Genomic DNA, 25,193 nt, shown 5'->3' with positions numbered 1-25,193 from the left:
ACCGGTCAGCCGCGGGCCATGTTCACGAAACGGCTCAGGTGGAGCTGGTGGGCGACGGTAATGGTGGCGGTGGGGCCGTTGCGGTGTTTGCCGAGGATGATGTCGGCCTCGCCGGCGCGGGGGTCGTCGCGTTCGATGGAGTCGGGACGGTGCAGCAGGATCACCATGTCGGCGTCCTGCTCCAGCGAGCCCGACTCACGAAGATCCGACACCTGAGGCCGTTTGTCGGTGCGCTGCTCGGGGCCTCGGTTGAGCTGGCTGATCGCGACCACGGGAACCTCGAGTTCCTTCGCCAGCAGCTTGAGCTGACGGGAGAACTCCGAGACCTCCTGCTGCCGCGACTCGACCTTCTTGCCCGACGTCATCAGCTGCATGTAGTCGATGACCACCAGCCGCAGATCGTGGCGCTGTTTGAGGCGACGGGCCTTGGCGCGGATCTCCATCATCGTGAGGTTCGGGGAGTCGTCGATGAACAGTGGCGCCTCGCTGATCTCGCCCATGCGGCGTGCGAGGCGGGTCCAGTCGTCGTCGGTCATGCGGCCCGAACGCATGTCGGCCAGCTTGATGTTCGCCTCGGCCGAGAGCAGCCGCATCACGATCTCGGTCTTGCCCATCTCCAACGAGAACATCGCCGAGGTCATCTGGTTCGCGATCGAGCAGCTGCGCAGGAAGTCCATCGCGAGAGTCGAGTTGTGGGTCGGCACCATCGACTCACCGGCGAGGTACATGTGCGCGTCGTTGTCGACCTGCACGCACCGGACAGGCACGCTGTCGACGGCACGGATGTCGACGATGCGGCGCTGACCCGACGGGCGGCGCAGCTCCTTGTGGCGAATAGCCTTGCGGTGCACCGTGAAGACGTCGTCGTCGGCGTCGACGCGCAACCACCCGGTGGCGGCACGCCGGTAGGAGTAGCCCAGCCCGGCCACGAGATCGGCGATCACCGCGCTCATGTGTTGGGTGGCGGCGGGGACGGTGATCCAGCCGTCCTCGTCGACGATGCCGCGGGCGTCGAGCAACCCGGCGAGCAGCGCGCGCCGCTGGGCGATCGAACCGCGGAGGTACTCGTACGGGATGCGTCCACCGAGATCCGACATCAACGCCATCACGTCGACGGGGCCCTCGGCGTCGATGCGCATCGCGATCTCGGGATCGTCGAAGGCCATGCCCGCCAACGCCGCAACGGTGTACGGGCCGTAGCCGAACCGGCGTCGCGGGAGCTCCAGCGGCTCGGCGTTGCGCACCGACACCGCGCCGATCTGACCGATGAGCGCGAACGTGGTCTGTACCGAGCGCACACCGTCGGACTCGGTGAGCCACTGATGTTCGGCGTCGGCGACCAGCACCGAACCATCGGAGAACTCGACCTCGTAGCAGGGACGTTCGGTCATCACGTCGGTCGCGGCCACCACACGGGTGGGCGTACCGGCCGCGTCGATCAGCGAATCGCCGACCTTCACCTCACCCATGGTGGTCCAGCCGTTGGGCGTGGGCAGCGGGGTGTCGAGGGCGAGTGCCTTGCCGACACCGGGACGCGCGGCGACGATGATCATCTGACCCGCGTGCAGTCCGTTGGTGACCGCGTCGAGATCGGTGAAACCCGTTGGCACACCGATGGAGATACCACCGCGGGAGGCGATGGAATCGATCTCGTCCATCGTGGGCTGCAGCAGTTCCTCGAGCGGGACGTAGTCCTCGGCGGTACGCCGCTCCGTGACCTCGTAGACCTCGGCCTGCGCGCGGTCGACGACCTCGGCCACATCCTGACCGTCGTCACCGCCGTAGCCGAACTGCACGATGCGGGTTCCGGCCTCCACGAGACGCCGCAGGATCGCCTTCTCGGCGACGATCTGGGCGTAGAAGCCGGCGTTGGCCGCGGTGGGGACCGTGGAGATCAGCGTGTGGATGTACGGCGCACCGCCGATCCTGCGGAGCTCGCCCTTGCGCTCGAGCTCGGCGGAGACGGTCACGGCGTCAGCGGGCTCACCCTTGCTGTAGAGGTCCAGCACGGCGTCGTAGACGGCCTGGTGGGCCGGGCGGTAGAAGTCGCCGGGACGCAGCACCTCGAGGACGTCGGCGATCGCGTCTTTCGACAGCATCATGCCGCCGAGCACGGACTGCTCGGCCATGAGGTCCTGCGGCGGCTGGCGGCCGAAGTCCTCCGAGGGCGGCGGCTCGTCGCGCGGCGAATGCCCGCGATCGTCCACTACTGCCACGACTCATCCTCCCGACGTCTCACTGCGCTACCACTACACCGGCGGGTTCCCGCCGTGGGCGACCATCGTCGCCCTCCACCTCAGGTCACCTGTGGGTGAGTAGTACACCGCCGGTCCGACAGCTCCACGCGGGAGAACAACCCAGCCCTGTCGACCGGTCCACGAAGGCGGTCGGAGCGGGCGGGCGAACAGCGGCTACAGGCACGGTGAGTGACATTAGGGCGGGTTGTGACCGGCTACAAACCGGCCTGTGGACCAACTTGTGAACTACCTGTGGACCGAGTGGGCATAGACGCCGTGTTCCTGTGCATGAAGCTGGGGAACACGACCGTCTCCTGCGTGGTCGACGCTGGTCACCGTGCACTTTTGACGCCCAGGGCATGTGGATCGAATTCTTTTCGGCGTGTCGCGCTTTGCGCGTTTTCGGGCGTGTTCGTCGAATCGCAACTGCGGGCGTCGGTCGATTGGGTGAACCGTGCACGAACGGCAGGTTGCGCGACGGTGGTCGACACGTCGCGAGCACAGGTCCGCTTCCCACACAGTACGCGTGTCCTGCGGGCACCCTGCACGCATGGTTCAGAAACCGTGACGCCCGTATGGTTTTCGTCAACATTCGCGGACCACCGCGTAGAGAACTCGTCATCGCCGGCCGGCGGGCGCGCCCTCGCGGGTACACCGGTGGATGTGACACTCACCGACATCATGCCCACGTTGCGCATGTCGATCCCCGACCCCATCGATCTCCGTCAGTGGCCACCGGGCACCTCGGTGACGATCGATGACGTTGCGGTGCAGGGTTTCTCTCTCTCCACCGCGTCGGCTCTGCTGGGCAGTCCGATGCGCTGGGCGCCCGACGATCGCTCGACGACGATCGTCATCGTGTGCTCGGTGAGCGCAGTCCTGGACGACCCGGCAGAGCCGATCCTGTTGCTGGACTGCGATGTTCGCCGCGGCATCCCCACCGACACCGACGCGCCGGTCATCGACATCGCCTGGGATCACGCGCGTCTCATCGGACGGGTGTCGGTGGCCCACAAGCACCGGGTGCAGCTGTTGGGCGACGGGACGCACTCGCGACTGCCACACACTCTCGCGGCCGACACCGACACCGCCGCGGTCACCGCACCCCTCCCGAAGGACCTCGCCGTGGGCGACCGCATCGCGGTGCCCTGCACGGTCGGCGCCACCCCACTGCGCACATCGGCCGAAGGGGTGGTGGCGCACACAGCGGGTGCGGTCTAATCGACCCATGGCCCGTCTGCGTGTGACCCGCTCGTCGTCCGGCATCGTCGCGGTGCTCGCACTGCTCGCCACCGTGCTCGGCGTGGGGGCCGCCGCGGCCGCCCCGAGCGCGAGCGAGTCCACGGTGTGGCTGTGCCGGCCCGGTCAGCCCGGGGACGCCTGCGGCGGCCGTACCGGCGCGCCGGTCGACTGCTTCTACGTCTATCCCACCGTCTCCCTGCAGCTCGGTCAGAACGCGAACCGCGTGATCGGGCCGGAGGAACGGGTGATCGCCGCCGAGCAGGCCGCACCATTCGGCGCCCGCTGCAACGTGTGGGCGCCGATGTACCGCCAGAGCACGCTGCGCGGACTCTTCTCCGCCGGCAACGGCCCCCAGCGCAATGCCGCACTGGCCGTGGCGTTCTCCGACATCCGATCGGCGTGGTCGGACTACCTGGCCCACCACAACGCCGGGCGAGGCGTGGTCCTCATCGGACACTCACAGGGCACCCTCATGCTGCGCGCACTCATGCGCGAGTCGATCGACGGCACGGCCACCCGCGACCGCATCGTCTCGGCGCTCCTGCTCGGCGGCAACGTGCTCGTCCGCTCCGGCGCGACCACCGGCGGTGACTTCTCGACCATCCCGCTCTGCACCGCACGCAGCCAATTCGGCTGTGTGGTGGCCTATTCCACGTTCGGCACCACGCCTCCCGCCGACACCCGTTACGGCCGGGTGCCCGCGGCCGACAGCGCACCCACACCCGGCGCGCCGTTCCCCGCGGGCCCCGACTTGTCGGTGGCGTGCACCAACCCGGCCGCCCTGGGCAGCACCGCGACCGCACCGATCCGCGGGCTGATCGCCGGGCGCGCGGTGGACGGTTACCGGGCGCGCTGCACCACCGGGGCAGGTCCGCACGTGCTGCAGGTGAGTGGCGCAGCACCGATCCCGGCCTCGGCCCTGCCGCGACTGCCCAACCCGACGTGGGGCACGCATCTGCTCGACGTCAACCTCGCACAGCGCGACCTGATCGACCTGGTGGGTGCGCAGACCGCCGCCTACCTCGCAGCCCACTGACCCCGGCACCGAAAGACACGACGCCGACGGGTCACCACGCATAACGCACTCGGCCCCCGACACCAGGTGTCGGGGGCCGAGGCGTGTGGTGCGTTGGGGGTCAGCCCGCGACGACCGTGAGGTCGACCGACGCCGAGACGTCGGGGTGCAGGTTGACGACCACCGGGAAGCTGCCGGTGGACTTGATGTGCCCCTTGGGCAGCTCGACCGAACGCTTGTCGACGGCCGGGCCACCCGCGGAGCGGATGGCGTCGGCGACGTCGGAGACGGTGACCGAACCGAAGAGCTTGCCGGAATCGTGGGTCTTCACGGTCAGGGTGACCGCGTCAAGGCCCTCGATGGCCTGCTTGAGCTCGTTGGCGTGCTCGAGGCCGCGCACCGCGCGGGCCTCCTGCGAGCGACGGATGCCGTCGACCTGCTTCTGGGCTCCGCGGGTGGCCGGGATGGCCAGACCGCGGGGCAGCAGGAGGTTACGGCCGTAGCCGTCCTTGACCTCCACGGTGTCGCCGGCGACTCCGAGGTTGTCGACCTCGGTGGTGAGGATGAGTTTCATTGTGTTGTCCTTTCCGCTCAGCGGGCCGTCGAGGTGAACGGCAGCAGCGCCACTTCGCGCGAATTCTTGACTGCGACAGCGACGTCTCGCTGGTGCTGCACGCAGTTACCGGTAACCCGACGCGAACGGATCCTGCCGCGGTCGGACAGGAAACGACGCAGCAGCGACGTCTCCTTGTAGTCGATCTGAGTGTCTTTCTCCTTGCAGAAGGAACAGGCCTTGGCCGTGACGTCCTTCTCGGGACGGATCTTGCGTCCGCCTCCCGATGCCTTGGGCATGTACGTACTCCGCTGTCTCGCTTGCCGAGAACCACCGGTGGGACGAGGTCCCGGCCGGTGGCGACTCGTCAGAAGGGTGGTTCGTCGTCTCCGCCGCCGAACGATCCGGTCGCGGGGGCGCTGCCCCACGGATCGTCGTTCTGCGCGCCGCCGCCGCCGCCACCGGAGCCGCCGCGGTTTCCACCGCCACCGCCCGACGACGTAGAGCCGCCACCCCCGCCGCCTCCGCGCGATGCGCGGTTGACCTTGGCGGTGGCGTACTTCAACGACGGACCGACTTCCTCGACCTCGAGTTCCACGACCGTGCGCTTCTCACCCTCGCGGGTCTCGTACGAGCGCTGCTTGAGCCGACCGGACACGATGACGCGTGCGCCCTTGGTGAGGCTCTCGGCCACGTTCTCCGCCGCCTCGCGCCAGATGCTGCACCGCATGAACAGTGCTTCGCCGTCTTTCCATTCATTGGTCTGACGATCGAACATCCGCGGGGTGGAGGCGACGGTGAAGTTGGCCACCGCAGCCCCGGACGGGGTGAAACGCAGCTCGGGATCCGCCGTCAGGTTTCCGATGACGGTGAGGATTGTGTCGCCGGCCATGTCTGCTCCCTAAACGTGAGTGTGGTTGTCGAAGTCGATGCGCACCGACCGTGGTGGCGTCGTGATGACGCCGACCCTATTGATCGGTACCGACATACGACGCGGCTTCGCGCGATCCGGTTCCCTCGAGTGGGGAACCGGTCACGCGAGGCTGCCGAGTCGGGTGTCTACTTGGCCTTCATGACCTTGGTGCGGAGCACCGACTCGTTCAGCTTCAGCTGACGGTCGAGCTCGGACACCGTCTTGGACTCGGCATCGATGTCGATGACCGCATAGATCGCTTCGGTGTGCTTGTCGATCTCGTAAGCGAGACGGCGCTTTCCCCAGATGTCGACCTTGTCGATCTTCCCGCCGTCCTTGCGGACAACGTTCAGAAATGTGTCGAGCGAGGGGGCAACGGTGCGCTCATCCAGGTTCGGATCGAGGATCACCATCAATTCGTAATGACGCATAAGACCACATCACCTCCTATGGGCTGATCGGCCACGGACTGTCCGTGGCAGGAGGGTCGCCTGCGTCGGCAACCGGCCCAGGCTACCGCAGGCACCCGTGACCAGCGAAATCGTCGGCCATCGCGCACGAATCGATGCACGGACGTATCCGAATCGGACTCCGACGACCGCCGCCTGGCTCCTAGAGTCGTACCGATGGCGTGGTGGCGGATCGAGGAGCTGACGGCCCCGTGGCTCTCCGATGCCCTGGGCTCACCCGTCGCCGGCGTCGACATCGAGCCCTTCGCCCGTTCCGGCGCCACCGTCACCGTCCGCGTCGCAATCGACGCCCCCGACGCCCCTGACCTGCCGACGTCGGTCCTGGTGGTCGCGGCCGCACCGTCGTGGCGGGGCTCCGACCACCCGTTCCGCCGGCTCGTGGCGTTCCACACCCTGCCGCAGACGGGGGCCATCACCACGGTTGCGCGCTGCCTCGCCGCCGAACTCGACCCCACCACCGGCGACTTCTGGCTGATACTGCACGACTCGGGGCGGGCGACCGTCGGTGACGAGCTGGCCGGCATCACCCGCGGCAAGGCACAACTGGTGATCGCGGCGCTCGCCGACGTCCACACCACCCTCGCCGACCGCACCCTGCTGCCCGGCACCATCACCGAGCCCACGCTCGTCGATCGACGGGGCCTCGGGGAGCTCTACGTACGGTTCGTCGAGAACTACGGCGAGCAGATCGCGCCCCATGCCCTCGGCGTCGCCAACCGTGTCGTCTCCTCGGTCGAGTCGATGATCGCCCATCAGCGCCAGTCGACCTCCCCGCAGGCGGTGGTGCACGGCGACTTCCGTCTCGGCAACGTCCTGTTCGGCTGGTCGGGGACGCGGAGGCCGATCACGATCGTGAACTGGCAGCACGCGCACTGGGGCTCGCGTGCCACCGACCTCTCGACCTTCCTGGGCACGGCGCTCGACCCGAGGATGCGTCGCGAGTTCGGCGTCACCCTCCTGTCGGCCTACCACCGGATCGTCGGCGGCGACCTCGAGGCGCTGCGGCGCGACGTGCGCGACGCGGCCTTCCACTGCGTCGTCAACGCCATCACCTCGTGGGCCGATTCGATCGGTGCACGCACCGCCGACACCGAACGGCTCTGGCTGACCCACTTCCATCGGGCGTGCGGCTACCTCATCGATCTCGAGTCGACGACGAGCCCACACGCTGCGACCCTCGCCGCGGCCACCGATCTGTCACGGGCGGGCGCTCGGCGTCACCCGGCTCCCCCGGGTGTGCTGACCGACGACGAACCCGCGACCGACGGCGAGTCGCACACCGTCGTGTCCCCCGTCGACGAGGGACCGCACCCTCCGGCGCCGGGCGACGGCTGGAACGAGACCTGGTATCTCGACGTGGCCGACCCGACCGCCGGTGTCGGCGCGTCGATGCGGTTCGGCGTGGGGCCCGACAACCCCACCGGGTGGTTCAGTCTCACCGTCTGCGGACCCGACCTGCCGACCATCACGCTGTCCGACCCCGACATCGACCTCGCGCAGGTGCTCGCCGGTGCACCGGGCACGGTGATCTGCACGGTCGTCGACCCGCTCGCGCACATCCACATCGGTGTCGACGGTGTCGGACACGTGGTGCCCGATGCGTCGGCGGCCCGGTCGACGGTCGGCCCCGAGGTCGGTGTGCGGCTCGACCTGCACTGGTACACCTCGGCGCGGCCGTATCAATACGACCTCACCCGCGTGTACGAGATCGGCTGCATGGTCACCGGATCGATCACGCTGCGCGGCGAGGGACTGCCCGACACCCCCATCGCGATCGACGGGCCGGGCCAGCGCGACCACGCCTGGGACGCGCAGAACTGGTGGCACACCGAGTGGTACTGGCTCGCGGCACGCTTCGACGACGGCTCACACGCGCACGGCGTCGACATCCGGCTCCCGGGGATACCGCCCGTATCCACCGGCTACCTCCAGGCGCCCGGGGTACCCATCATCGCGATCGACAGTTGCAGCATGGTGGACGCCGACACCGACGGTGATGCGATCACCACGATGACGTTCGCCCTCGAACCCGGCTCGTCGACGGTCACGTTCCGCGCCCTCGGGCAGGGACCGCAGCTGCTCCGCCAGAGGTCCGGCGACGTCGCCGTCATGCCCCGGGCGTGGGGCGAGTTCACCCGGTCCGACGGTCGCCGGGGAGTCGGCTGGGTGGAGTGGAACACGGGATCACCTAACCTGTAGCCCATGCCCGCGATGTCCACGTCCGATCGGTGGCGCCTGCGATGGCACGCCGCGAAGGGCAACCTCGCGGTCGTCCTGCTCGTCCTCGTGGTGCTCAGCCTGGTGTTCATGTGGCTCGGCTACCTCGGCAAACTCGACTGCGGCGGCGCGCCGTACTTCCCCGACGGGCGTAGCAAGCACTGGCCGGTGGGCAAGAACGAGCTGCTGATGCCGTGCTACTCGGACCTGCAGTTCCTGTGGGTCGGGCGCGACATCAACAACCACGTGTTCCCCTACATCCACGGCGGCATCACCGACGACGGCGTGTTGTACGGCGGGGTCGTGGAGTACCCGGTGCTCTCGGGCCTGCTGATGTACCTCGGTGCGATCGGCGCCCACACCGACACCCAGTTCTTCATGCACTCGGCACTCATCCTGCTGCCGTTCGGCATCCTCGTGACGGTGCTGCTCGGCCTGCTGGTCCGCTGGTGGGCGCTGCTGTGGGCCGCGACGCCGCCGCTGATCCTCTATGCGTTCCACAACTGGGAACTGCCGGTGGTCGCCACCGCGGTCGGCGCCGTGGCGGTGATGGTCTTCGGCGCGCAGACCTCTCCGCGGACGGGCGCACCGCGCCTGTCGTTGCGGACGAGCAGCGTGATCGCATCGGTGCTGTTGGCGATCGGTTTCTGTCTCAAGCTCTATCCGGGTCTGTTCGTGCTCCCCCTCGCGGCGTACGTGTTGACCCGGGGCACACCGCGCGACGCAGCCGCGCTCGGCCGCCGCGCCCTCGACCGTGTCGCGGCGGCATGGGTCATCGGCGCCGCCATCGTCACCGTGGCGGCCATCCAGTTGCCGTTCATGATCGGCGGATTCGACGGGTGGAAGGCATCTCTGGCGTTCCAGGGCCGCCGCAAGTCCGACGTCGACACCAACTCGATCTGGTACTGGGGTGTCCGCCATCTCACCGGCGGCATGAACTCCACCTACAACTCGATCGTCGGTGTCGCATCACCCCTGCTGATCCTGGCGTCGTTCGCCGTCGTGATCTACCTCGGTGTGCGCGTGTGGCGCAGCGGTGAGGCCTACCCGTGGATCGGCGTGAGCGCCGCGATGTTGGCGGGTTTCATGCTGTTCCACAAGGTCCACTCGCCGCAGTACACGCTGTGGATCCTGCCGTTCTTCGTGCTCCTGCGGGTCGCGTGGCCGATCATCGCGCTCTATCTGCTGGCCGATCTCTCGTTGGACCTCACCATCTTCCGGCTCTTCGGCATCTACACCTCGGGATCGCCGATGAAGTGGTGGGTGATGGGCGGCGTGCAGTTCGGCGTGTGGACGCATGCGGTGTTGCTGGCCATCCTCGTGGTCGCGTTCGTGCGTGCGCCGCTGCGGGTACGCACGGCGAAACCCGATGGCTTTCTCGAACGGGTTCCCGCTACCGTCGCCGTGTGACTCAGCTCAGCGAGATGACCGCCTGGATCGGAACCCCGACACTGACCGGTACCCGTGTCCGATTGCGCCCGTTGACCTATGACGACGCGTCGGCGCTGGCCGCGGCCGTCGACGAACCCGAGGCGTTCCGCTGGACCAGCGTGCCAGGCGACGTGCCAGCGGCACACGACTACATCGCCACCGCCCACGCCGATCCCGCGCGGGTGGCGTTCGCGGTGATCGACACCGCCGGCGGTACCGACGCGATCGTCGGGACCACGAGCTTCTACGACATCGATCCCCGCAACCGTTCGGTCGCCATCGGCTACACCTGGTACTCGCGGCGCGTACAGGGCACCGCGGTCAATCCCGAGTCGAAACTACTTCTGCTGCAACACGCCTTCGAGACACGCCGCGCGGTGCGGGTGGTGTGGCACACCGACGAGCGCAACGCCCAGTCGCGTGCGGCGATCGCGAAGCTCGGCGCCGAGTTCGAGGGCCTGCTCCGCAAGCACCGACCGCTTCCCGACGGATCGTGGCGCACCACAGCGCAGTTCGCGATGACCGACGACGACTGGCCGTCGGCGCGATCGGTCCTGCGCGACCGGATCAGCTGACCGCGGCGGCCTTCTCGCGGCGCCGGCCGGTCGGGGCCGGCGCGCGGGGACGAAGACTGATCGTGTCGACGGCGTCGTCGAGGACACCACCACCGGGATCGTCGTAGAACTCGCCGCCGGGTCCCCTGCGGACCAGGTCGCGTTCGGGGTGGTAGATCTCCCAGATCACCACCGCGCACAGCCCGATCACGGCGAACGCACGGATCACCACCGCACCCGTGAACCACTGTTCGGGAAGCCATTTGACGTCGTCGGGGAGATAGAGCCCCATCCGCGGGATCCACACGAGGGCGTCGAGGACCATCCACGCGACCAGCAGGCGCGTGCGCGGGAGCGCCAGTACGGCCAGCGGCACGAGCCACAACGAATACTGCGGACTCCACACCTTGTTCACGAGCAGGAACCCCGCGACGGTCAGGAACATCAACTGCGCCAGGCGCGGTCGTCTCGGGGCATGCAGTCCGACGAACACCACACCCACGCACACCGCGACGAACGCGCCGAGGGAGATCGCGTTGACGAGATCGGACCGGCCGTTCGCGTCGGCGTCCCATGCGTACCCGCTGATCTTGCTGACCACCGTGAACCAGGTGTCCGGGTCGGTACCGCGATCGGAGTTGTAGCGGAAGAACTCCCACCACCCCGTCGGGACGGTCACCATGAACGGCAGGTTCACCGCCAGCCACGCCGCGACCGCGACCGCGACGGTCACCGCGAACTCGCGGATACGCCCCGCCCGCAGACACAGCACCGCCAACGGGATGATCATCAGACCCGGATACAACTTGGCCGCGACGCCGATCCCGAGGAACAGGCCTGTCGCCCAGGGGTTCTTGCGCGCCCAGGCCAGCATCGCCAGCGCGAGGAGCGCGGTGGCGATGGCGTCGAAATTGGTGAAGATGTGCACGATCACCAGCGGTGACAGCGCCGCGATGGCGGCCGACCAGATCCGCACACCCGCTGTGAGAGCGGTCGCCCAGATGGTCAACAGCCAGAACAGCGCCAGGCCGAGGGCGACGACGTTGAAGAACAACACGACGTCGAGGGCCCCGGGCACGCCCCAGTTGTCGTGGGCCCACCGCCAGCCGTGCGAGACCTCCATCGCGGCGTACATGTACATGCCGGTGAGCACCGGATACTCCATGTAGCGCGTCTCGGTGGAGCCGTCGGGGCGCTTCTGCTCCCACGACGACTTGTACGGCAGCGCGCCGGTGTCGAGCCGTTCGGCGGTGTAGAGCGGAATGGTGTCGGAGTAGCAGAGCGCGATGTACTGCCGGTGGTTGCTCCAGTCCAGTTCGAACCGTTCGGTTCCCGAGGCGGCCGATCCGGCGACGGGCGCCTGCTGCAGACACCCCGCCTTCCCGTACCACCCCAGCGCCAGCGCCACGAGCGCCATCAGCAGGATGACCCGCAGCGGCGTCAGGTAGCGCGACCGTCCGACCACCGCGTGCAACCCCAGCGGGCCGCCCACGGCGATCGAGGCCTCGCGGGCGACGGCATCGGTCCGCGACGGCAGGTCACGAGAGGTGTTCTCCCGCAGATCGTCCGACAGGCGGGTCGGCGAATCCCAGAAGTCGGGGTCTGTCGACTCCGGTGTCCTCGGATCGGTCTCGCGATCGCCCATCGGCCGGTTGCCCGTCAGGGCCCGTTACCGGCGCCGGCGGGATCCTGCGGTGTCGGGGTGATCACGGTCTCCGTCGGCGGGCCGGGGAGCGGGATCGTGACACCGGGGGCCAGCGTGGCCGACGGCGGCGCGAAGGTGGTGACCGGGGCCTCGGGGTCGGTGGTCTCGCTGTCCTGTTCCCGCGACCGGCGCGTGGCCGTGGTGCGCGGCGCCTCCTCGGGGACGCCGGCGACGCCACCGATGGCGGCCGGTGTCGGGAACTGTTCGATCGGGTCGTCGGCGAGCGCACCGTCCATCGCGGCCTGCCAGATGTCCGAGGGCAGGCCCGATCCGTAGACGATCGCGCCGTTGTAGTTCTTCAACGCGACACCGGCGTCGGTACCGACCCACACCGCGGTCGACAGCTGCGGGGTGTAGCCGACCATCCAGGCGTCCTTGTTCTGACCGGTGTCGCCGAGCTGCGTGGTGCCGGTCTTGGCCGCCGACGGCCGCTGACCGTCGTCGAGGGAGTGACCGTTGGAGTAGGCCGCGATCGGTTGCATCGCCGCGGTCGTGTTGTTGGCCACCGCCGCCGAGAAGCGCCGCTCACCGCTGTCGTTCTTGCGCTCGTAGAGCACCGTCCCGTCGGAGGTCTCGACCTTCTGCACGAAGTGCGGTGCGTGATAGACGCCCTGGTTGGCCAAGGTCGCGTACGCCGAGGCCATGTCCATCACCCGCGAGGGGTACTGGCCCAGCACCACGCCACCCTCGACGCCGGTGCCGTCGGTGTTCTGCAGCGTCTTCTTGATGTCGCCGAAGCTCTCGGCGACGCCGGCCTGGTGCGCGGCGTCGGCCACGGCCTGGGCCTGACCGTCGAGATCCATCATCAGGCGGTAGTAGACGGTGTTGAGCGACATCTTCAGCGCGGTCGCGAGGTTGCACGACCCGCAGCTCTCGCCGTCGGAGTTGGTGACGGTCAGTCCGCCGGGCGCGTCGAACGGCGCCGACGAGTACACCTTGGACAGCGGCACACCCTGCTCGAGCGCCGCGATCAGGGCGAACACCTTGAACGACGAGCCGGTCTGCAGCGCGGCCTGGGCGTAGTCGTAGCCCTGGCCGTTGTTGCCGCCGAAGTAACCCTTCACCGCGCCCGTGTTCGGATCGATCGACACGACCGCGTCTCGGACGTTGCTCGGCTCACCCTCGAGTTGGCCGTTGGCCGCCGAGACGACCGACCGCTGCACCTTCGGATCGATGGTGGTGGTGATCTTCAGACCCTCGGTCTGGACGTCCTGCTCGGAGATGTTCAACGAGCTGAGCTCGGCGAGGACCTGCTGCTTGATGAGTCCGTTCGGGCCGGTCGTCGTCGTGCCCGACGAGTCGCGCGGAGCGGCGACCTTCGGGTACTTCAGCGTCGCCTCGTCACTCGGGGTGAGTGCACCGGTGGTGACCATGCCGTCGAGCACGTAGCGCCAGCGTGCCTGAGCGGCGGCGAGATTGGTGGCGGGATCGTAGAAGGAGGGCGACCGGATCGACGACGCGAGCACCGCGGCCTCGGGCACGTTGATCTGGGTGATGTCCTTGTTGAAGTACGCCCGCGCCGCCGCGGAGATGCCGTAGGCACCGCGCCCGAAGTAGATGGTGTTGAGGTACGCGGCCATGATGTCGTCTTTGGTCCACTCGTTGGACATCTTGGTCGCGATCGCCAGTTCCTTGAACTTGCGGGTGTAGCTCCGCTCGTCGCCGACGAGCGCATTCTTCACGTACTGCTGGGTGATGGTCGATCCGCCGCCGGCGTCGTCGTTGTTGGTGATCTGACCGATCACCGCACGCGCCAGACCGGTGGGCGAGAACCCCGCGTTGGTGCGGAACTGTCGGTCCTCGGCCGCGATGACCGCGTCCTGCACGGCCTTGGGGATCTTGTCGATGGTGACGTCGGTGCGGTTGCCCTCCGGCGGCACGATGCGGGCGATCTCGCCGCCGTTCGCGTTGAGGATCGTGGCGACCTGGTTCTGCTTGATCGAGTCCGGGCCGGGCACCGAGGCGCCGAGATAGGTGAAGAGGAACACCACGGCCATCACCACGACCCCGAGGGGGACCAGGCTGCCGAGGATTCCGAGGGTCCACGCCACGACATTCAGCCGCGAGCGCTTCTTCTCGCGGACCGTGCGCGGCTGGGCGCCAGTTCCGTTGCTCACAACACCGTCTCCATACTCATAGTTCGAGCCCGCCACCGACACCGGGGCGGGCAGGTGGCCGCGGTCGTCCCGCGGCGGTCATATCGTGCTGGGCATCGTGGCCGTTTCCGGCATCACTCGCCGGTACCGGCCACCCGCCGCGACCGGCGGGCGCGCGGTCGTACGGGCAGCCCGGCAACGAAGGACTGCACCAGGTGGTTCCACCGGCAGCTCCGGCAGACCTCCACCACGTGCACCGAGAACTCCTCGGTGCTCGCGGCCAGACGCGTGATCTCCTCGGTCGACCGGGCCGAGCCGTTGACGGTACCCATCTTGTCCCCGAACACCCAGGAGACCAAGGTCAGCTGCTCCTTGCGGCACACCGGGCACAGCACGGTGCTCGGGCGGCCGTGGAACTTGGCGGCACGCAGCAGATACGGGTCGGCGTCGCACACCGCACCGACGGCGGTCCGCCCGGCGTAGACCTCGGACAGCAGGGATCTGCGCTGCAGCGCGTAATCCACCGTCTGTCTCTGCACAAGCACGATCTCAAGAGTACGTGCAGCCGCCCACCTGCCCACGGGTTCGGGTGCACCCGACCACGAGGGGTCACACAACTCTTGCCGGTCACCCGCACACCCGGTCTCGGTAAACCCCAGTTCACACGCGGTTTCCTATCCCGATTATATCGGCGCGATACATTGCGGGTAGTGTCACTGCCACACGTTCGTTCGACAGGTCGGGAAAGGGGTTACGCAATGCTCGAGTTGGCGGTGTTGGGTCTGCTCCTCGAGGCACCCATGCATGGCTACGAGCTGCGCAAACGCCTCACCGGACTGCTGGGCGCATTTCGCGCCTTCTCCTACGGTTCGCTGTACCCGACACTTCGCCGGATGCAGACCGACGGCCTCATCGAAGAGGACGCCGGACCGCAGGGAACTCTCAAGCGACGTGCGCGCAGGGTCTACAAGATGACCCCCGCGGGACGGGAACGTTTCGCCGAACTGGTCGCCGACACCGGTCCGCAGAACTACACCGACGACGGCTTCGGAGTGCATCTCGCATTCTTCAGCCGCACGCCGGCCGTGGCTCGCATGCGGATTCTCGAGGGTCGCCGGCGCCAGGTCGAGGAACGCCGTGAAGGACTGCGTGAGGCGGTGGGTCGGTCCAACCGGGCCGTCGACCGCTACACACGACAGCTCCACCAGCTGAGTCTGGAGTCCAGCGAACGCGAGGTCCGCTGGCTCAACGAGCTCATCGCCGCCGAATCGGCGGCCGAGCCCGAATCCCAGCTGCTCGAACCGGACACAACATCAGTTTCACCACAGAAAGAAGGAGATCCCGACCATGGGTGACACAAACTCAGTCCGCGTGGCCATTGTGGGTGTGGGTAACTGCGCCTCATCCCTGGTCCAGGGCGTGCAGTACTACAAGGACGCCGACGAGACCGCCACGGTCCCCGGCCTCATGCACGTGACCTTCGGCAAGTACCACGTCCGCGACGTCGAGTTCGTCGCCGCGTTCGACGTGGACGCCAAGAAGGTCGGCTTCGACCTCTCGGAGGCGATCTTCGCCTCGGAGAACAACACCATCAAGTTCGCCGATGTCGAGCCCACCGGCGTGACCGTGCAGCGCGGCCACACCCTCGACGGCCTGGGCAAGTACTACCGCCAGACCATCACCGAGGCCGACGGCGAGGGCGGCGACGTCGTGCAGACGCTCAAGGACAACAAGGTCGACGTCCTCGTGTCCTACCTGCCCGTCGGATCCGAGCAGGCCGACAAGTTCTACGCGCAGTGCTGCATCGACGCGGGCGTCGCCTTCGTCAACGCCCTGCCGGTGTTCATCGCCTCCGACCCCGAGTGGGCCGAGAAGTTCCGCGCCGCGGGCGTCCCCATCGTCGGCGATGACATCAAGAGCCAGGTCGGTGCCACCATCACCCACCGCGTCATGGCGAAGCTGTTCGAGGACCGCGGCGTCGCGCTCGACCGCACTTACCAGCTCAACGTCGGCGGCAACATGGACTTCAAGAACATGCTCGAGCGTGAGCGTCTGGAGTCGAAGAAGGTCTCCAAGACCCAGGCCGTCACCTCGAACCTGCACGGTTCGCTGGCCAACAAGATCGAGGACAAGAACGTCCACATCGGACCCTCGGACCACGTCGCGTGGCTCGACGACCGCAAGTGGGCCTACGTGCGCCTCGAGGGTCGCGCCTTCGGCGACGTGCCCCTGAACCTCGAGTACAAGCTCGAGGTCTGGGACTCGCCCAACTCGGCCGGCATCATCATCGACGCCGTGCGTGCGGCGAAGATCGCGCTCGATCGCGGCCTCGGCGGACCGATCCTCCCGGCCTCGGCCTACCTCATGAAGAGCCCCCCGGAGCAGCTCGCCGACGACGTCGCGCGCACCCAGCTCGAGGAGTTCATCATCGGAGCCGATTCCTGACGAGCAGAATCGGGATCGGAGCCGATTCCTGATCCGATCGAGATGATCTGATCGCGTGACTCACGAAGAACCCGCACCTGTTTCGACGGGTGCGGGTTCTTCGCGTTCGGCCCGCGGCACCACGGGTCGGGGTATCACTGAGGGATGCGCCCGCTCCTCTACTCGATCAACGTCACGCTCGACGGATGCTGCGACCACCGCGGCATCACCCCGGACGCCGAACTCCACCGGCGCGCCGCCGACAGGCTGTCGCAGGCCGACGCGCTGCTGTTCGGTCGCGTCACCTACGAGATGATGGAATCGGCCTTCCGCGGTGCCGACGATGACGCCGACCCGTTCGCCGCGGTCATCGACCCCGCGAAGAAGTACGTCGTCTCATCGACGTTGTCGAGCGTGGACTGGAACGCCGAGCTGATCCGCGGCGACCTCGCCGAGGCGGTGACCGCGCTCAAGGCCGAACCCGGCAACGGCATCTGTCTGGGCGGCGTGATGCTGCCGATGGCGCTCGCCGAACTCGGTCTCATCGACGAGTACGAATTCGTGGTGCATCCTCGTGTCGCGGGACACGGGCCGCGCTTGTTCGACGGTCTGCGGGCACCGCTCGATCTGGAATGCGTGGGACGTCAGGAGTACGAGTCGGGCGCCGTCGCGATGCGGTACGTACCGCGACGAACGCCCGCCGTACACGACAGCGGGGCGGCAGCATGAGCGCGAAGCGATGGGAAGCCCACGGCGGCGGCGGTCTCGAGGACTTCCGCTTCGTCGATCACGAGGTGCCGCCACCGGAATCGGGGCAGGTGACCATCGACGTCCGGGCCGCGGGCGTCAATCCCGCCGATCTGAAACACACGATGCGCGAGGGTGCGCAGTTCCCGCTGCCGGTCGGGTACGAGGTCGCGGGGGTGATCTCCGCGATCGGCCCGGACACCGAGATCGGTTCGGGCCCGGCGTCGGTGGGCGACGAAGTCCTCGCCTTCCGCGTGCGGGGCGGGTACGCGACCGCGATCACCGTCCCCGCGCGTGACGTGTTCGCCAAGCCACCCGGCGTGCCGTTCGAGAAGGCGGCCAACCTGCTGCTCGCGGGAACCACGGCGGCAGAGATGCTCCACGTGGTCGGCGCGGCCGAAGGGGAGACGGTCCTCCTGCACGGCGCATCGGGTGCCGTGGGTGTCGCGGTGTGCCAGCTCGCCCGCGCGCGGGGGATCACCGTCATCGGTACCGCCGGCGAGTCCGGGGCCGAGCGTGTCCGCCGGTTCGGTGGTGTCGCGGTCGCTTACGGCGAGGGATTGCTCGACCGGGTCCGGGAGATCGGTCCGGTCGACGCCGCGCTCGACGCGGCGGGCACCGACGAGGCGTTCGACGTGTCGGCGGCGCTGGTCGATCCCGAACGGTTCGTCACGGTCGTCAACATGCCGCGCGCGGAACGCGAGGGACTGCGCGCGATCGCCGGCGCCATGCCGGCCAGCGCGGCGTTCCGCGATGCCGTTCGCGCCGAACTCATCTCGATGGCCGGCCGCGGCGAAATCGACGTGCCGATGGCGCGCACTGTTCCGCTGGCCGACGCCGTCGACGCCCTGGCCTTCGTCATGGACGGACACCCCGGCGGCAAGGTCGCCCTGCTGCCCTGATCACGATGCACTCCTGAGTGCATCGCAACGCACGACGGCGCCGAACCCCTCGGTCGAGGAGGTCGGCGCCGTCGGCGTCGTCGAGCCCGCGATCAGTTCGGCGAGTTGAACCGATCGAACAGGAACTTGTAGGCCGGCACGGTGCTCAACAGGTACGGCAGTGCGTGGTTCAGCGCCAACCTCGACAGGATCGGCGGGGTGCGGTCGGTCGACACGACGACGTTCGCCCCCTTCGATCGCCAGCTGTTGACCATCGTCATCACCTGAGCATTCGGGATGATGTCGTCGTTGACACCCGTCTCGACGAGCACCGGTGCGCTCGGCTTGAGCTTCCCGATCAGCTGATCGTTGAGCGCCTTCTGGATCACCGGGTACTTCTGTGAGATCTGGTACAGCGACTGCTTCGAGTTCGTCCATTCGCTGGTGGACCGGAAGCCGTAGCGGAAGAAGGTGTCGCCGATGCAGTCGGTCGACAGGGTCTTCAGGATCTGTCGGCCGGCCGGGCTCGCCTCACGGTCGATGATCGGTCCCAGCTCGGGGTACCGGGCCACGAGACCGTTGATGGTGTAGCCGATCACGCCCACGATCGACGTGCCGTCGACCTTCTTCAACACGCTCTCGAGATCCGCCGGGGGCGCACCCGCGTAGGTGCCCTTGACGTTCAGCTCCGGCGCATAGGTCGACGCCATCTCCGCGGCCGACGCCGTGGCGCCACCACCCTGCGAGTACCCCCAGAACCCGACCGGCGAGTCCTTCGGCAGCTTGGCGAAGTTGAGGACAGCGCGGGCGCCGTCGAGGACTGCGTGGCCCTCCTCGGCCCGGTTCACGTAGGTGTGGATCCCCGGGGTGCCGAGACCGATGTAGTCGGTCATCATGATCCGGTAGCCCTGGTACAGCAGCAGATTCGCGAAGAGGCCCTCGTAGTTGATGCCGAGCGAGGGCTTGGCGAGGTCGATCGATACCGGCAGACCGAACAGCTTCGACGGGGCGCACTGATCGCCCTGGCCGATGGTGCCGGGTGCCATCACGACGGTCGGCCGCGGCCCCTTGCCACGCCACGGCGCGAACGGCTCGATGACCGTGCCGGTGACCGCGGTCGGCGTGCCGTCCTGCAGCTTCGAGGTGTACATGATGGTGCTGCCGTTGCCCGGGAACGCGCGGGGCACGCCCGGGATCTGGAGGAACAGCGGCGTCCCGCGCGACTTGATGATCGAGCCGGGTTCGGAAGAGTAGCTCGACGGCGGCGTGTAGAACGTGTCTCCGGGAGCGGCGGACGCGGTCCCGGTGGCGACGGTCCCGACACCGGCGACAAGGGTGATCGCCATGGCGATCGCGCGTAATTGTGACTTCACGCACTCACCATAGGACACTGCAACGCGTTCTTGTTACTCCCGGGTAGGCGTTGGAACGCACCACAACCGTGGGTCAGTCGGGCAGTTTCGGCACCTCACCGTGATCGGCGCGACCGAGAAGGACGCCGCGGGTCAGCGCGCCGGCGCCGAACCGCTCGCGCAGGCCGTCGACGGCGGCGTCGAGCGCCGAGGTGTCGAGGGTGACCTGGGCGCCGCTGGTCGACTCCCGGTGCTTCTCCTGCTCGCCGAACGGCAAGGCCAGCTGTACCGAATCGGCGTCGTCGAGGTTGGCCAGGGAGATGCCGATCAGGGTGCATCCACGTTCGGTGAGGAGATCGGACGCGTCGGCGAGCAGCCGTCGGGCGCCGACCATGATGATCTGCGTCGATGCCGTCGCCTCGTCGAGAGTGTGCGACCGCGTCGCGCGGGTGAAATCGTCGAACCGCAAGCGCAGCACCAGGGTTCGGCAGACGCGGTTCGCGTGGCGAAGGCGGCGCCCCAGCCTGTCGACGATGGCGACGACCGTCGCCTCGAGGTCACTCAACGCATGCGGTCCACGCCCGATGGCCCGTTGGGATCCGATCGAGTGGCGGCGTTTGCCGACGTGGACCGGACGCGGATCGCGCGCCAGCGACAGCGCATAGAGGTGCGCTCCGGCCGATCGGCCGACCACCGAACCCAGCATCTCGTGGCCCATGTCGGCGATGTCGCCGACGGTGTGGACGCCGCTGTCGTGCAGCTTCGCCGCGGTCACGGTGCCCACGCCCCACAGTCGTTCGACGGGCAGCGGGTGCAGGAACTCCAGTTCGGCGTGCGGGGCGACCTCGAGCAGTCCGTCGGGCTTCGCGACCGCGCTGGCCACCTTCGCGAGGAACTTCGTGCGGGCGATGCCGACGGTGATCGGCAGCCCGACCTCGGCGGCCACGCGATGACGGAGCCTCCGACCGATCTCCACGGGCGTCCCACTGATCCGCCGGAGACCGCCGACGTCGAGGAACGCCTCGTCGATCGAGATGCCCTCGACCAGCGGTGTCGTGTCGTGGAACACCTCGAACACCGCGCGACTCGCCTCGGTGTAGGCATCGAACCGCGGCGGGACGACCACCGCGTGCGGGCACAGTCGCAACGCGGCGCTGCCACCCATCGGGGTGCGGATGCCGAAGGCCTTCGCCTCATAGCTCGCCGCGAGCACCACACCGCCACCGACGATCACCGGACGACCACGCAGCCGTGGGTCGTCGCGCTGCTCGACCGAGGCGTAGAACGAGTCGAGATCGGCGTGCAGGATCGACGCCGCACCGTCGGTCGTGACCCGCTCCCTCACGAACACATGTTCGCACCCGGCTGTGACATCAGCGCAGCGCCGGACCGCCGCAGTCGCTTCGACTCGTGCGATCGGCGGCGCGCCGATGCCGGAGCCGGTATGACTGAAGCATGGCAAACAAGGTGCGCATCGGTGTCCAGCTCCAGCCACAACACTTCAGCGACTACTCGCAGATCCGAGACGCGGTGCGCCGTGCCGAGGACATCGGCGTCGACGTCGCCTTCAACTGGGATCACTTCTTCCCGCTCTACGGCGACCCCGAGGGTTCGCATCTCGAATGTTGGACCATGCTCGCCGCGTGGGCCGAGCAGACCTCGAACATCGAGATCGGCGCGCTGGTCACGTGCAACAGCTACCGCAACCCCGAACTGCTCGCCGACATGGCCCGCACGGTCGACCACATCTCCGGCGGTCGACTCATCCTCGGCATCGGTTCGGGCTGGTTCGAGCGCGACTACACCGAGTACGGCTACGAGTTCGGCACGGCCGGTTCACGATTGAACGCTCTCGGTGACGCCCTGCCCCGCATCGTCGACCGCTGGTCGAAGCTGAACCCGGCGCCCACCCGCGAGATCCCGATCCTCATCGGAGGCGGTGGCGAGAAGAAGACCCTCAAGCACGTCGCGCGCTACGCCCACACGTGGCACTACTTCGTCGACCCGGAGTCCTACCGCCACAAGTCGAGCGTGCTCGAGGCGCACTGCGCCGACATCGGCCGCGACCCGTCCGAGATCGAGCACTCCGCCGGCGTCGAGTTCGACCCCAAGGCCGCGCTGGCCGAGGGCCTCAAGGGGGTCGTCGAGCGGGCCGAGCAGCTGCACGCCGAGGGCGTCACGTTCTTCACCGTCGGCGTGGGCGGCCCCGATTACGAACTCGCCGCTGTCGCCGAGCTCTGCCGCTGGCGCGACTCGATCTCGGGGTGAGCGCACCGCCGTCCGGCCCGGGGGTGCTGTTCTTCGACGGCAACTGCGGCATGTGCACCCGGGCGCGAGATCTGTTGGAGCGCATGAACCGAACCGGCGATGTGCGACTCGAGCCGCTCCAGGCACCCGACTGCGCGCAGCGACTGTCGGCGGCGCTGGGTCGCCCGCTGGACGACGAGGAACTGATGGCGTCCATCTGGTGGCTCGGTGACGACGGCGCCGTCGTGTCGGCAGCGCAGGCCGCGGCCGTCGCCTCGAGTGTGGCGACGGGGGTCTCGGTTCCGCGCATGCTCTACCGCGTCCCCGGCCTCGGGCCTCTCTCGGAGCTCGGCTACCGGTGGGTCGCCACGCATCGACAGTATTTCCCCGGCACCACTCCGCACTGCGAGCGCACCCCGTCGGCCTGCTGACCGTTCCCGCAGCAGGCCGGCCTTGCCCGGTGCCATAGCCAGCTTTGCTTGCCGTTTACCTTGCGCCGGGTATCCCTTTACCTTCGATGCGTAGCGTCCGCGCGGTCCGTCCTTCCCCCACAGCCCTGGGAGAGTTCTCGTGGTCCGCATCGCGCTGCCCCTGTTCGCCCCTGCCTCGTCTGCGCCCGGTTCGTCGAGTCGCGCGCATGTCACCTGCAAGTACAAGTGCGGCGAGGCGTGCTGGCAGGAGCCCGGCAACACCAGCGACAACGAGTACTTCGGTGACGTCGTCCGTTCGATGGTGTCGCGACGATCGGTGCTGAAGGGCACGGCGACCGCGGCGATCGGTCTCGGCGCCGCCTCGGCGCTCGCGGCCTGCGGTGACGACGGCGGTTCGGCGACGTCGGCACCCTCGACACCGCCGGTCACCGGCACGGGGACCGGTGACGGCATGAACTTCGCCGCGGTGGCGCCCAACACCACCGACGCCGTCGTGATCCCGGCCGGCTACGAGCAGTCGGTCGTGATCCGGTGGGGCGACCCGGTGATCCCCGGGGCACCCGAATTCGACTTCACCGCACAGACTCCGCAGGCGCAGGAGAAGCAGTTCGGATTCAACAACGACTTCGCCGGTCTCATCGCGATAGACGGTGAGCCCGACCGGTTCTATCTGGTGTGCAACCAGGAGTACACGACCGAGGAGTTCATGTTCGCCGGCTACACGGCGAAGAACCCCACCGAGAACCAGGCGCGGGTGTCGATGGCCGCGCACGGGATCACCGTGGTCGAGGTGGCCGCCGAATCGGGTAGCGGGAAGCTGACCCCGGTTGTGGGCCAACGCAATCGGCGGATCACCGCGAGCACGCCGTTCACCCTTACCGGTCCGGCCGCGGGCAGCGAGTTCGTGAAGACCTCTGCCGATCCGGCCGGGACCACCATCCTGGGCACCATCGCGAACTGTTCGGGCGGTCTCACGCCCTGGGGCACCATGCTCTCCGGTGAAGAGAACTACAACAACTACTTCGCCGGCGCCGACGGCATCACCGACAAGGCCACCAAGGAGCGACTCGATCGCTACAGCTTCGCCGACGAGTCGGACTACCACCAGTGGGGACGCTTCGAACAGCGCTTCGATCTGTCGAAGAACCCCAACGAGGCCAACAGGTTCGGCTACATCGTGGAGGTCAACCCGCACGATCCGTCGTCGACGCCGATCAAGCACTCCTCGATGGGCCGACTCAAGCACGAGTCGGCGAACATCTTCGTCACCTCCGACGGCACCGTCGTCGCCTACACCGGTGACGACGAGCGCTTCGAGTACATCTACAAGTTCGTCTCGAGCCGCAAGATCCGCTCGGGCAGCGGCAATTCGGCGATGCGCGACAACATGCGCATCCTCGAGGTCGGCACCCTTTACGTCGCGAAGCTGACCGGGGACTCCCCGCAGAGCATCGACGGTTCGGGGAAGCTGCCCGCCGACGGCAAGTTCGCCGGTTCGGGAACGTGGCTCCCCCTGTTGACGGTGAACGAGGACGGGACGTCGGAGTCGAAGATCGACGGCATGACCGCCGCCGAGGTCGCGGTGTTCACCCGCGTCGCCGCCGACAAGGCCGGTGCCACCAAGATGGATCGCCCCGAGGACATCGAACCCCACCCGAAGACCGGAAAGGTGTACTGCGCGTTGACCAACAACACCAAGCGTGGCACCGATGGCAAGGCTGCGGCCGACGAGGCGAACCCACGCAACGAGAACAAGAACGGCCAGATCATCGAGTTCACCGACGATCACGCCGGTACCGCGTTCACCTGGGAGCTGCTGCTGGTCTGCGGCGATCCCGCCGCGGCCGACACCTACTACGGCGGGTTCGACAAGACGAAGGTCAGCCCCATCTCCTGCCCCGACAACGTCGCCTTCGACCCGCACGGCAACCTGTGGATCTCGACCGACGGCAACGCGTTGAAGAGCAACGACGGGTTGTTCGCGGTCGCCCTCGAGGGTGCGAATCGCGGCGAGACCAAGCAGTTCCTCACCGTGCCCAAGGGTGCCGAGACGTGCGGTCCGATCATCACCGAGGACCGCATCATCGTGTGCGTCCAGCATCCGGGCGAGACCGACGACGCCAGTGCCGACGCACCCGCATCGAACTGGCCCGACGGCGGCTCGGCCCAGCCGCGACCGTCGGTGGTCGCGGTGTGGAAGACCGGCGGCAAGATCGGCGTGTGACCCGCGGGCGGGCCGTCAGCGCGCCGGGGTCTCGCGCCGGGAGAGTGCCGCGAGCGAGGACACGACCCCGGCACCGTTGATGACCGCCCAGGCGATGTTGCCGGGTTTGCCCGAACGAACCGCGGCGACAGCGTGATTCGTTCCGAACAGTGCCGACAGCACGGTGAGACCGCGCAGCTGGGCGCGGATCGGATCGCTGTCGCCGGCGACGATGGCGCCGCCGGCGACGAGCGTGCCGAGGTTCCAGATCGCGATCTCGCGCTGCCACCCGGCGTTGACACCCCACGCGGTGGTCTCGGCGAACTTCTCCGGGAACACGCCCTGCACGACGAGCGCGGCGGCGGTGCCCGCCAGCCAGGTGGCGGTGGCGGTTCGGACGGTCGGCAGATACACGGTTCCCCCTCGCATGCTCATGGATCAGACGGGCTCGACGATACAACCGCGCCCGCGGCGA

23 protein-coding genes are annotated in these 25,193 nt (G+C 68.0%); 12 read left to right on the top strand and 11 right to left on the bottom strand.

Features of this window, described 5'->3' with window-relative positions:
- Positions 1 to 5: 5 nt before the first annotated feature.
- Positions 6 to 2,216 carry a replicative DNA helicase gene (dnaB, locus tag ASG12_RS02090; protein WP_055784617.1) on the bottom strand — a complete coding sequence of 737 codons (2,211 nt, stop codon included), beginning with the start codon at positions 2,214 to 2,216 and terminating at the stop codon, positions 6 to 8.
- 684 nt (positions 2,217 to 2,900) lie between these two features.
- Here dnaB and ASG12_RS02085 point away from each other — a divergent pair.
- Both ASG12_RS02085 and ASG12_RS02080 read left to right on the top strand, forming a co-directional pair.
- Positions 2,901 to 3,458 (top strand): hypothetical protein, encoded by a 558-nt coding sequence (locus ASG12_RS02085; protein ID WP_156377887.1) that lies wholly within the window; start codon positions 2,901 to 2,903, stop codon positions 3,456 to 3,458.
- A 7-nt stretch (positions 3,459 to 3,465) separates the two neighbouring features.
- A complete protein-coding gene (locus ASG12_RS02080) occupies positions 3,466 to 4,515 on the top strand; it encodes a DUF3089 domain-containing protein (protein WP_082501577.1) in 1,050 nt (349 codons plus the stop codon).
- Positions 4,516 to 4,615: 100 nt separating this feature from the next.
- Here ASG12_RS02080 and rplI read toward each other — a convergent pair whose 3' ends face one another.
- The 4 genes from rplI to rpsF form a co-directional block, all read right to left on the bottom strand.
- Positions 4,616 to 5,068 carry a 50S ribosomal protein L9 gene (rplI, locus tag ASG12_RS02075; RefSeq protein ID WP_045824834.1) on the bottom strand — a complete coding sequence of 151 codons (453 nt, stop codon included), beginning with the start codon at positions 5,066 to 5,068 and terminating at the stop codon, positions 4,616 to 4,618.
- A gap of 17 nt (positions 5,069 to 5,085) precedes the next feature.
- A complete protein-coding gene (rpsR, locus tag ASG12_RS02070; RefSeq protein ID WP_055784611.1) occupies positions 5,086 to 5,346 on the bottom strand; it encodes a 30S ribosomal protein S18 in 261 nt (86 codons plus the stop codon).
- Between the two features lie 68 nt (positions 5,347 to 5,414).
- Positions 5,415 to 5,939 (bottom strand): single-stranded DNA-binding protein, encoded by a 525-nt coding sequence (locus ASG12_RS02065; protein ID WP_055784608.1) that lies wholly within the window; start codon positions 5,937 to 5,939, stop codon positions 5,415 to 5,417.
- A gap of 167 nt (positions 5,940 to 6,106) precedes the next feature.
- The gene (gene rpsF / locus ASG12_RS02060; protein ID WP_055784605.1) at positions 6,107 to 6,391 is read right to left on the bottom strand and encodes a 30S ribosomal protein S6; all 285 of its coding nucleotides are present in this window, start codon (positions 6,389 to 6,391) and stop codon (positions 6,107 to 6,109) included.
- A gap of 195 nt (positions 6,392 to 6,586) precedes the next feature.
- On the opposite strand from rpsF, the gene ASG12_RS02055 reads away from it, so the two are divergent.
- The 3 genes from ASG12_RS02055 to ASG12_RS02045 are packed head-to-tail and all read left to right on the top strand — an operon-like array spanning position 6,587 to position 10,653.
- Positions 6,587 to 8,629, top strand: a complete 2,043-nt coding sequence (locus tag ASG12_RS02055; RefSeq protein ID WP_055784602.1) for a phosphotransferase family protein — start codon at positions 6,587 to 6,589, stop codon at positions 8,627 to 8,629.
- Positions 8,630 to 8,632: 3 nt separating this feature from the next.
- Complete coding sequence (locus tag ASG12_RS02050) at positions 8,633 to 10,057, top strand: hypothetical protein (RefSeq protein ID WP_055784599.1); 1,425 nt, start codon at positions 8,633 to 8,635, stop codon at positions 10,055 to 10,057.
- A 14-nt stretch (positions 10,058 to 10,071) separates the two neighbouring features.
- Positions 10,072 to 10,653, top strand: coding sequence for a GNAT family N-acetyltransferase (locus ASG12_RS02045; RefSeq protein WP_055787435.1), 582 nt, complete (start codon positions 10,072 to 10,074; stop codon positions 10,651 to 10,653).
- Here ASG12_RS02045 and ASG12_RS02040 read toward each other — a convergent pair.
- From ASG12_RS02040 to ASG12_RS02030, 3 genes are all read right to left on the bottom strand, one after another.
- Entirely contained in the window at positions 10,646 to 12,277 is a 1,632-nt protein-coding gene (locus ASG12_RS02040; RefSeq protein ID WP_082501576.1) for a glycosyltransferase family 87 protein, read from the bottom strand. The two genes, ASG12_RS02045 and ASG12_RS02040, sit on opposite strands and share 8 nt — an antisense overlap.
- A gap of 14 nt (positions 12,278 to 12,291) precedes the next feature.
- The gene (locus ASG12_RS02035; RefSeq protein WP_055784596.1) at positions 12,292 to 14,454 is read right to left on the bottom strand and encodes a transglycosylase domain-containing protein; all 2,163 of its coding nucleotides are present in this window, start codon (positions 14,452 to 14,454) and stop codon (positions 12,292 to 12,294) included.
- Positions 14,455 to 14,567: 113 nt separating this feature from the next.
- Positions 14,568 to 14,972, bottom strand: coding sequence for a DUF5318 family protein (locus tag ASG12_RS02030; protein WP_045824842.1), 405 nt, complete (start codon positions 14,970 to 14,972; stop codon positions 14,568 to 14,570).
- A gap of 219 nt (positions 14,973 to 15,191) precedes the next feature.
- Here ASG12_RS02030 and ASG12_RS02025 point away from each other — a divergent pair, with 219 nt between their 5' ends.
- The 4 genes from ASG12_RS02025 to ASG12_RS02010 all read left to right on the top strand — a co-directional run bounded on the left by ASG12_RS02025 (position 15,192) and on the right by ASG12_RS02010 (position 18,506).
- The gene (locus ASG12_RS02025) at positions 15,192 to 15,788 is read left to right on the top strand and encodes a PadR family transcriptional regulator (protein ID WP_055784593.1); all 597 of its coding nucleotides are present in this window, start codon (positions 15,192 to 15,194) and stop codon (positions 15,786 to 15,788) included.
- Positions 15,781 to 16,878, top strand: a complete 1,098-nt coding sequence (locus tag ASG12_RS02020; protein ID WP_055784590.1) for an inositol-3-phosphate synthase — start codon at positions 15,781 to 15,783, stop codon at positions 16,876 to 16,878. The genes ASG12_RS02025 and ASG12_RS02020 overlap by 8 nt, the downstream gene beginning before the upstream one ends.
- A gap of 144 nt (positions 16,879 to 17,022) precedes the next feature.
- Complete coding sequence (locus ASG12_RS02015; protein ID WP_055784587.1) at positions 17,023 to 17,586, top strand: dihydrofolate reductase family protein; 564 nt, start codon at positions 17,023 to 17,025, stop codon at positions 17,584 to 17,586.
- Entirely contained in the window at positions 17,583 to 18,506 is a 924-nt protein-coding gene (locus ASG12_RS02010; RefSeq protein ID WP_055784584.1) for an NADP-dependent oxidoreductase, read from the top strand. The genes ASG12_RS02015 and ASG12_RS02010 overlap by 4 nt, the downstream gene beginning before the upstream one ends.
- 92 nt (positions 18,507 to 18,598) lie before the next feature.
- On the opposite strand, the gene ASG12_RS02005 is transcribed toward ASG12_RS02010, so the two are convergent.
- Positions 18,599 to 19,831 (bottom strand): lipase family protein, encoded by a 1,233-nt coding sequence (locus tag ASG12_RS02005; protein WP_055784581.1) that lies wholly within the window; start codon positions 19,829 to 19,831, stop codon positions 18,599 to 18,601.
- Between the two features lie 100 nt (positions 19,832 to 19,931).
- Complete coding sequence (gene dinB / locus ASG12_RS02000) at positions 19,932 to 21,182, bottom strand: DNA polymerase IV (RefSeq protein WP_055787430.1); 1,251 nt, start codon at positions 21,180 to 21,182, stop codon at positions 19,932 to 19,934.
- Between the two features lie 110 nt (positions 21,183 to 21,292).
- Here dinB and ASG12_RS01995 point away from each other — a divergent pair, with 110 nt between their 5' ends.
- The 3 genes from ASG12_RS01995 (at position 21,293) to ASG12_RS01985 (ending at position 24,739) form a co-directional block, all read left to right on the top strand.
- On the top strand, positions 21,293 to 22,105 hold the full coding sequence (locus ASG12_RS01995) for an LLM class F420-dependent oxidoreductase (protein WP_055784578.1): 813 nt from the start codon (positions 21,293 to 21,295) through the stop codon (positions 22,103 to 22,105).
- Entirely contained in the window at positions 22,102 to 22,515 is a 414-nt protein-coding gene (locus tag ASG12_RS01990) for a thiol-disulfide oxidoreductase DCC family protein (RefSeq protein WP_235455813.1), read from the top strand. The genes ASG12_RS01995 and ASG12_RS01990 overlap by 4 nt, the downstream gene beginning before the upstream one ends.
- Before the next feature lie 139 nt (positions 22,516 to 22,654).
- Positions 22,655 to 24,739, top strand: a complete 2,085-nt coding sequence (locus tag ASG12_RS01985) for a PhoX family protein (RefSeq protein WP_055784576.1) — start codon at positions 22,655 to 22,657, stop codon at positions 24,737 to 24,739.
- A 15-nt stretch (positions 24,740 to 24,754) separates the two neighbouring features.
- Here ASG12_RS01985 and ASG12_RS01980 read toward each other — a convergent pair whose 3' ends face one another.
- Positions 24,755 to 25,132, bottom strand: coding sequence for a hypothetical protein (locus tag ASG12_RS01980; protein WP_156377886.1), 378 nt, complete (start codon positions 25,130 to 25,132; stop codon positions 24,755 to 24,757).
- Between the last annotated feature and the right edge of the window lie 61 nt (positions 25,133 to 25,193).

This window comes from Williamsia sp. Leaf354 (assembly GCF_001424365.1).
Taxonomy (GTDB): Bacteria; Actinomycetota; Actinomycetes; order Mycobacteriales; family Mycobacteriaceae; genus Williamsia_A.
The sequence above is the reverse complement of the archived record's forward strand: the minus strand, read 5'-3'. Positions and strand labels throughout refer to the sequence as shown.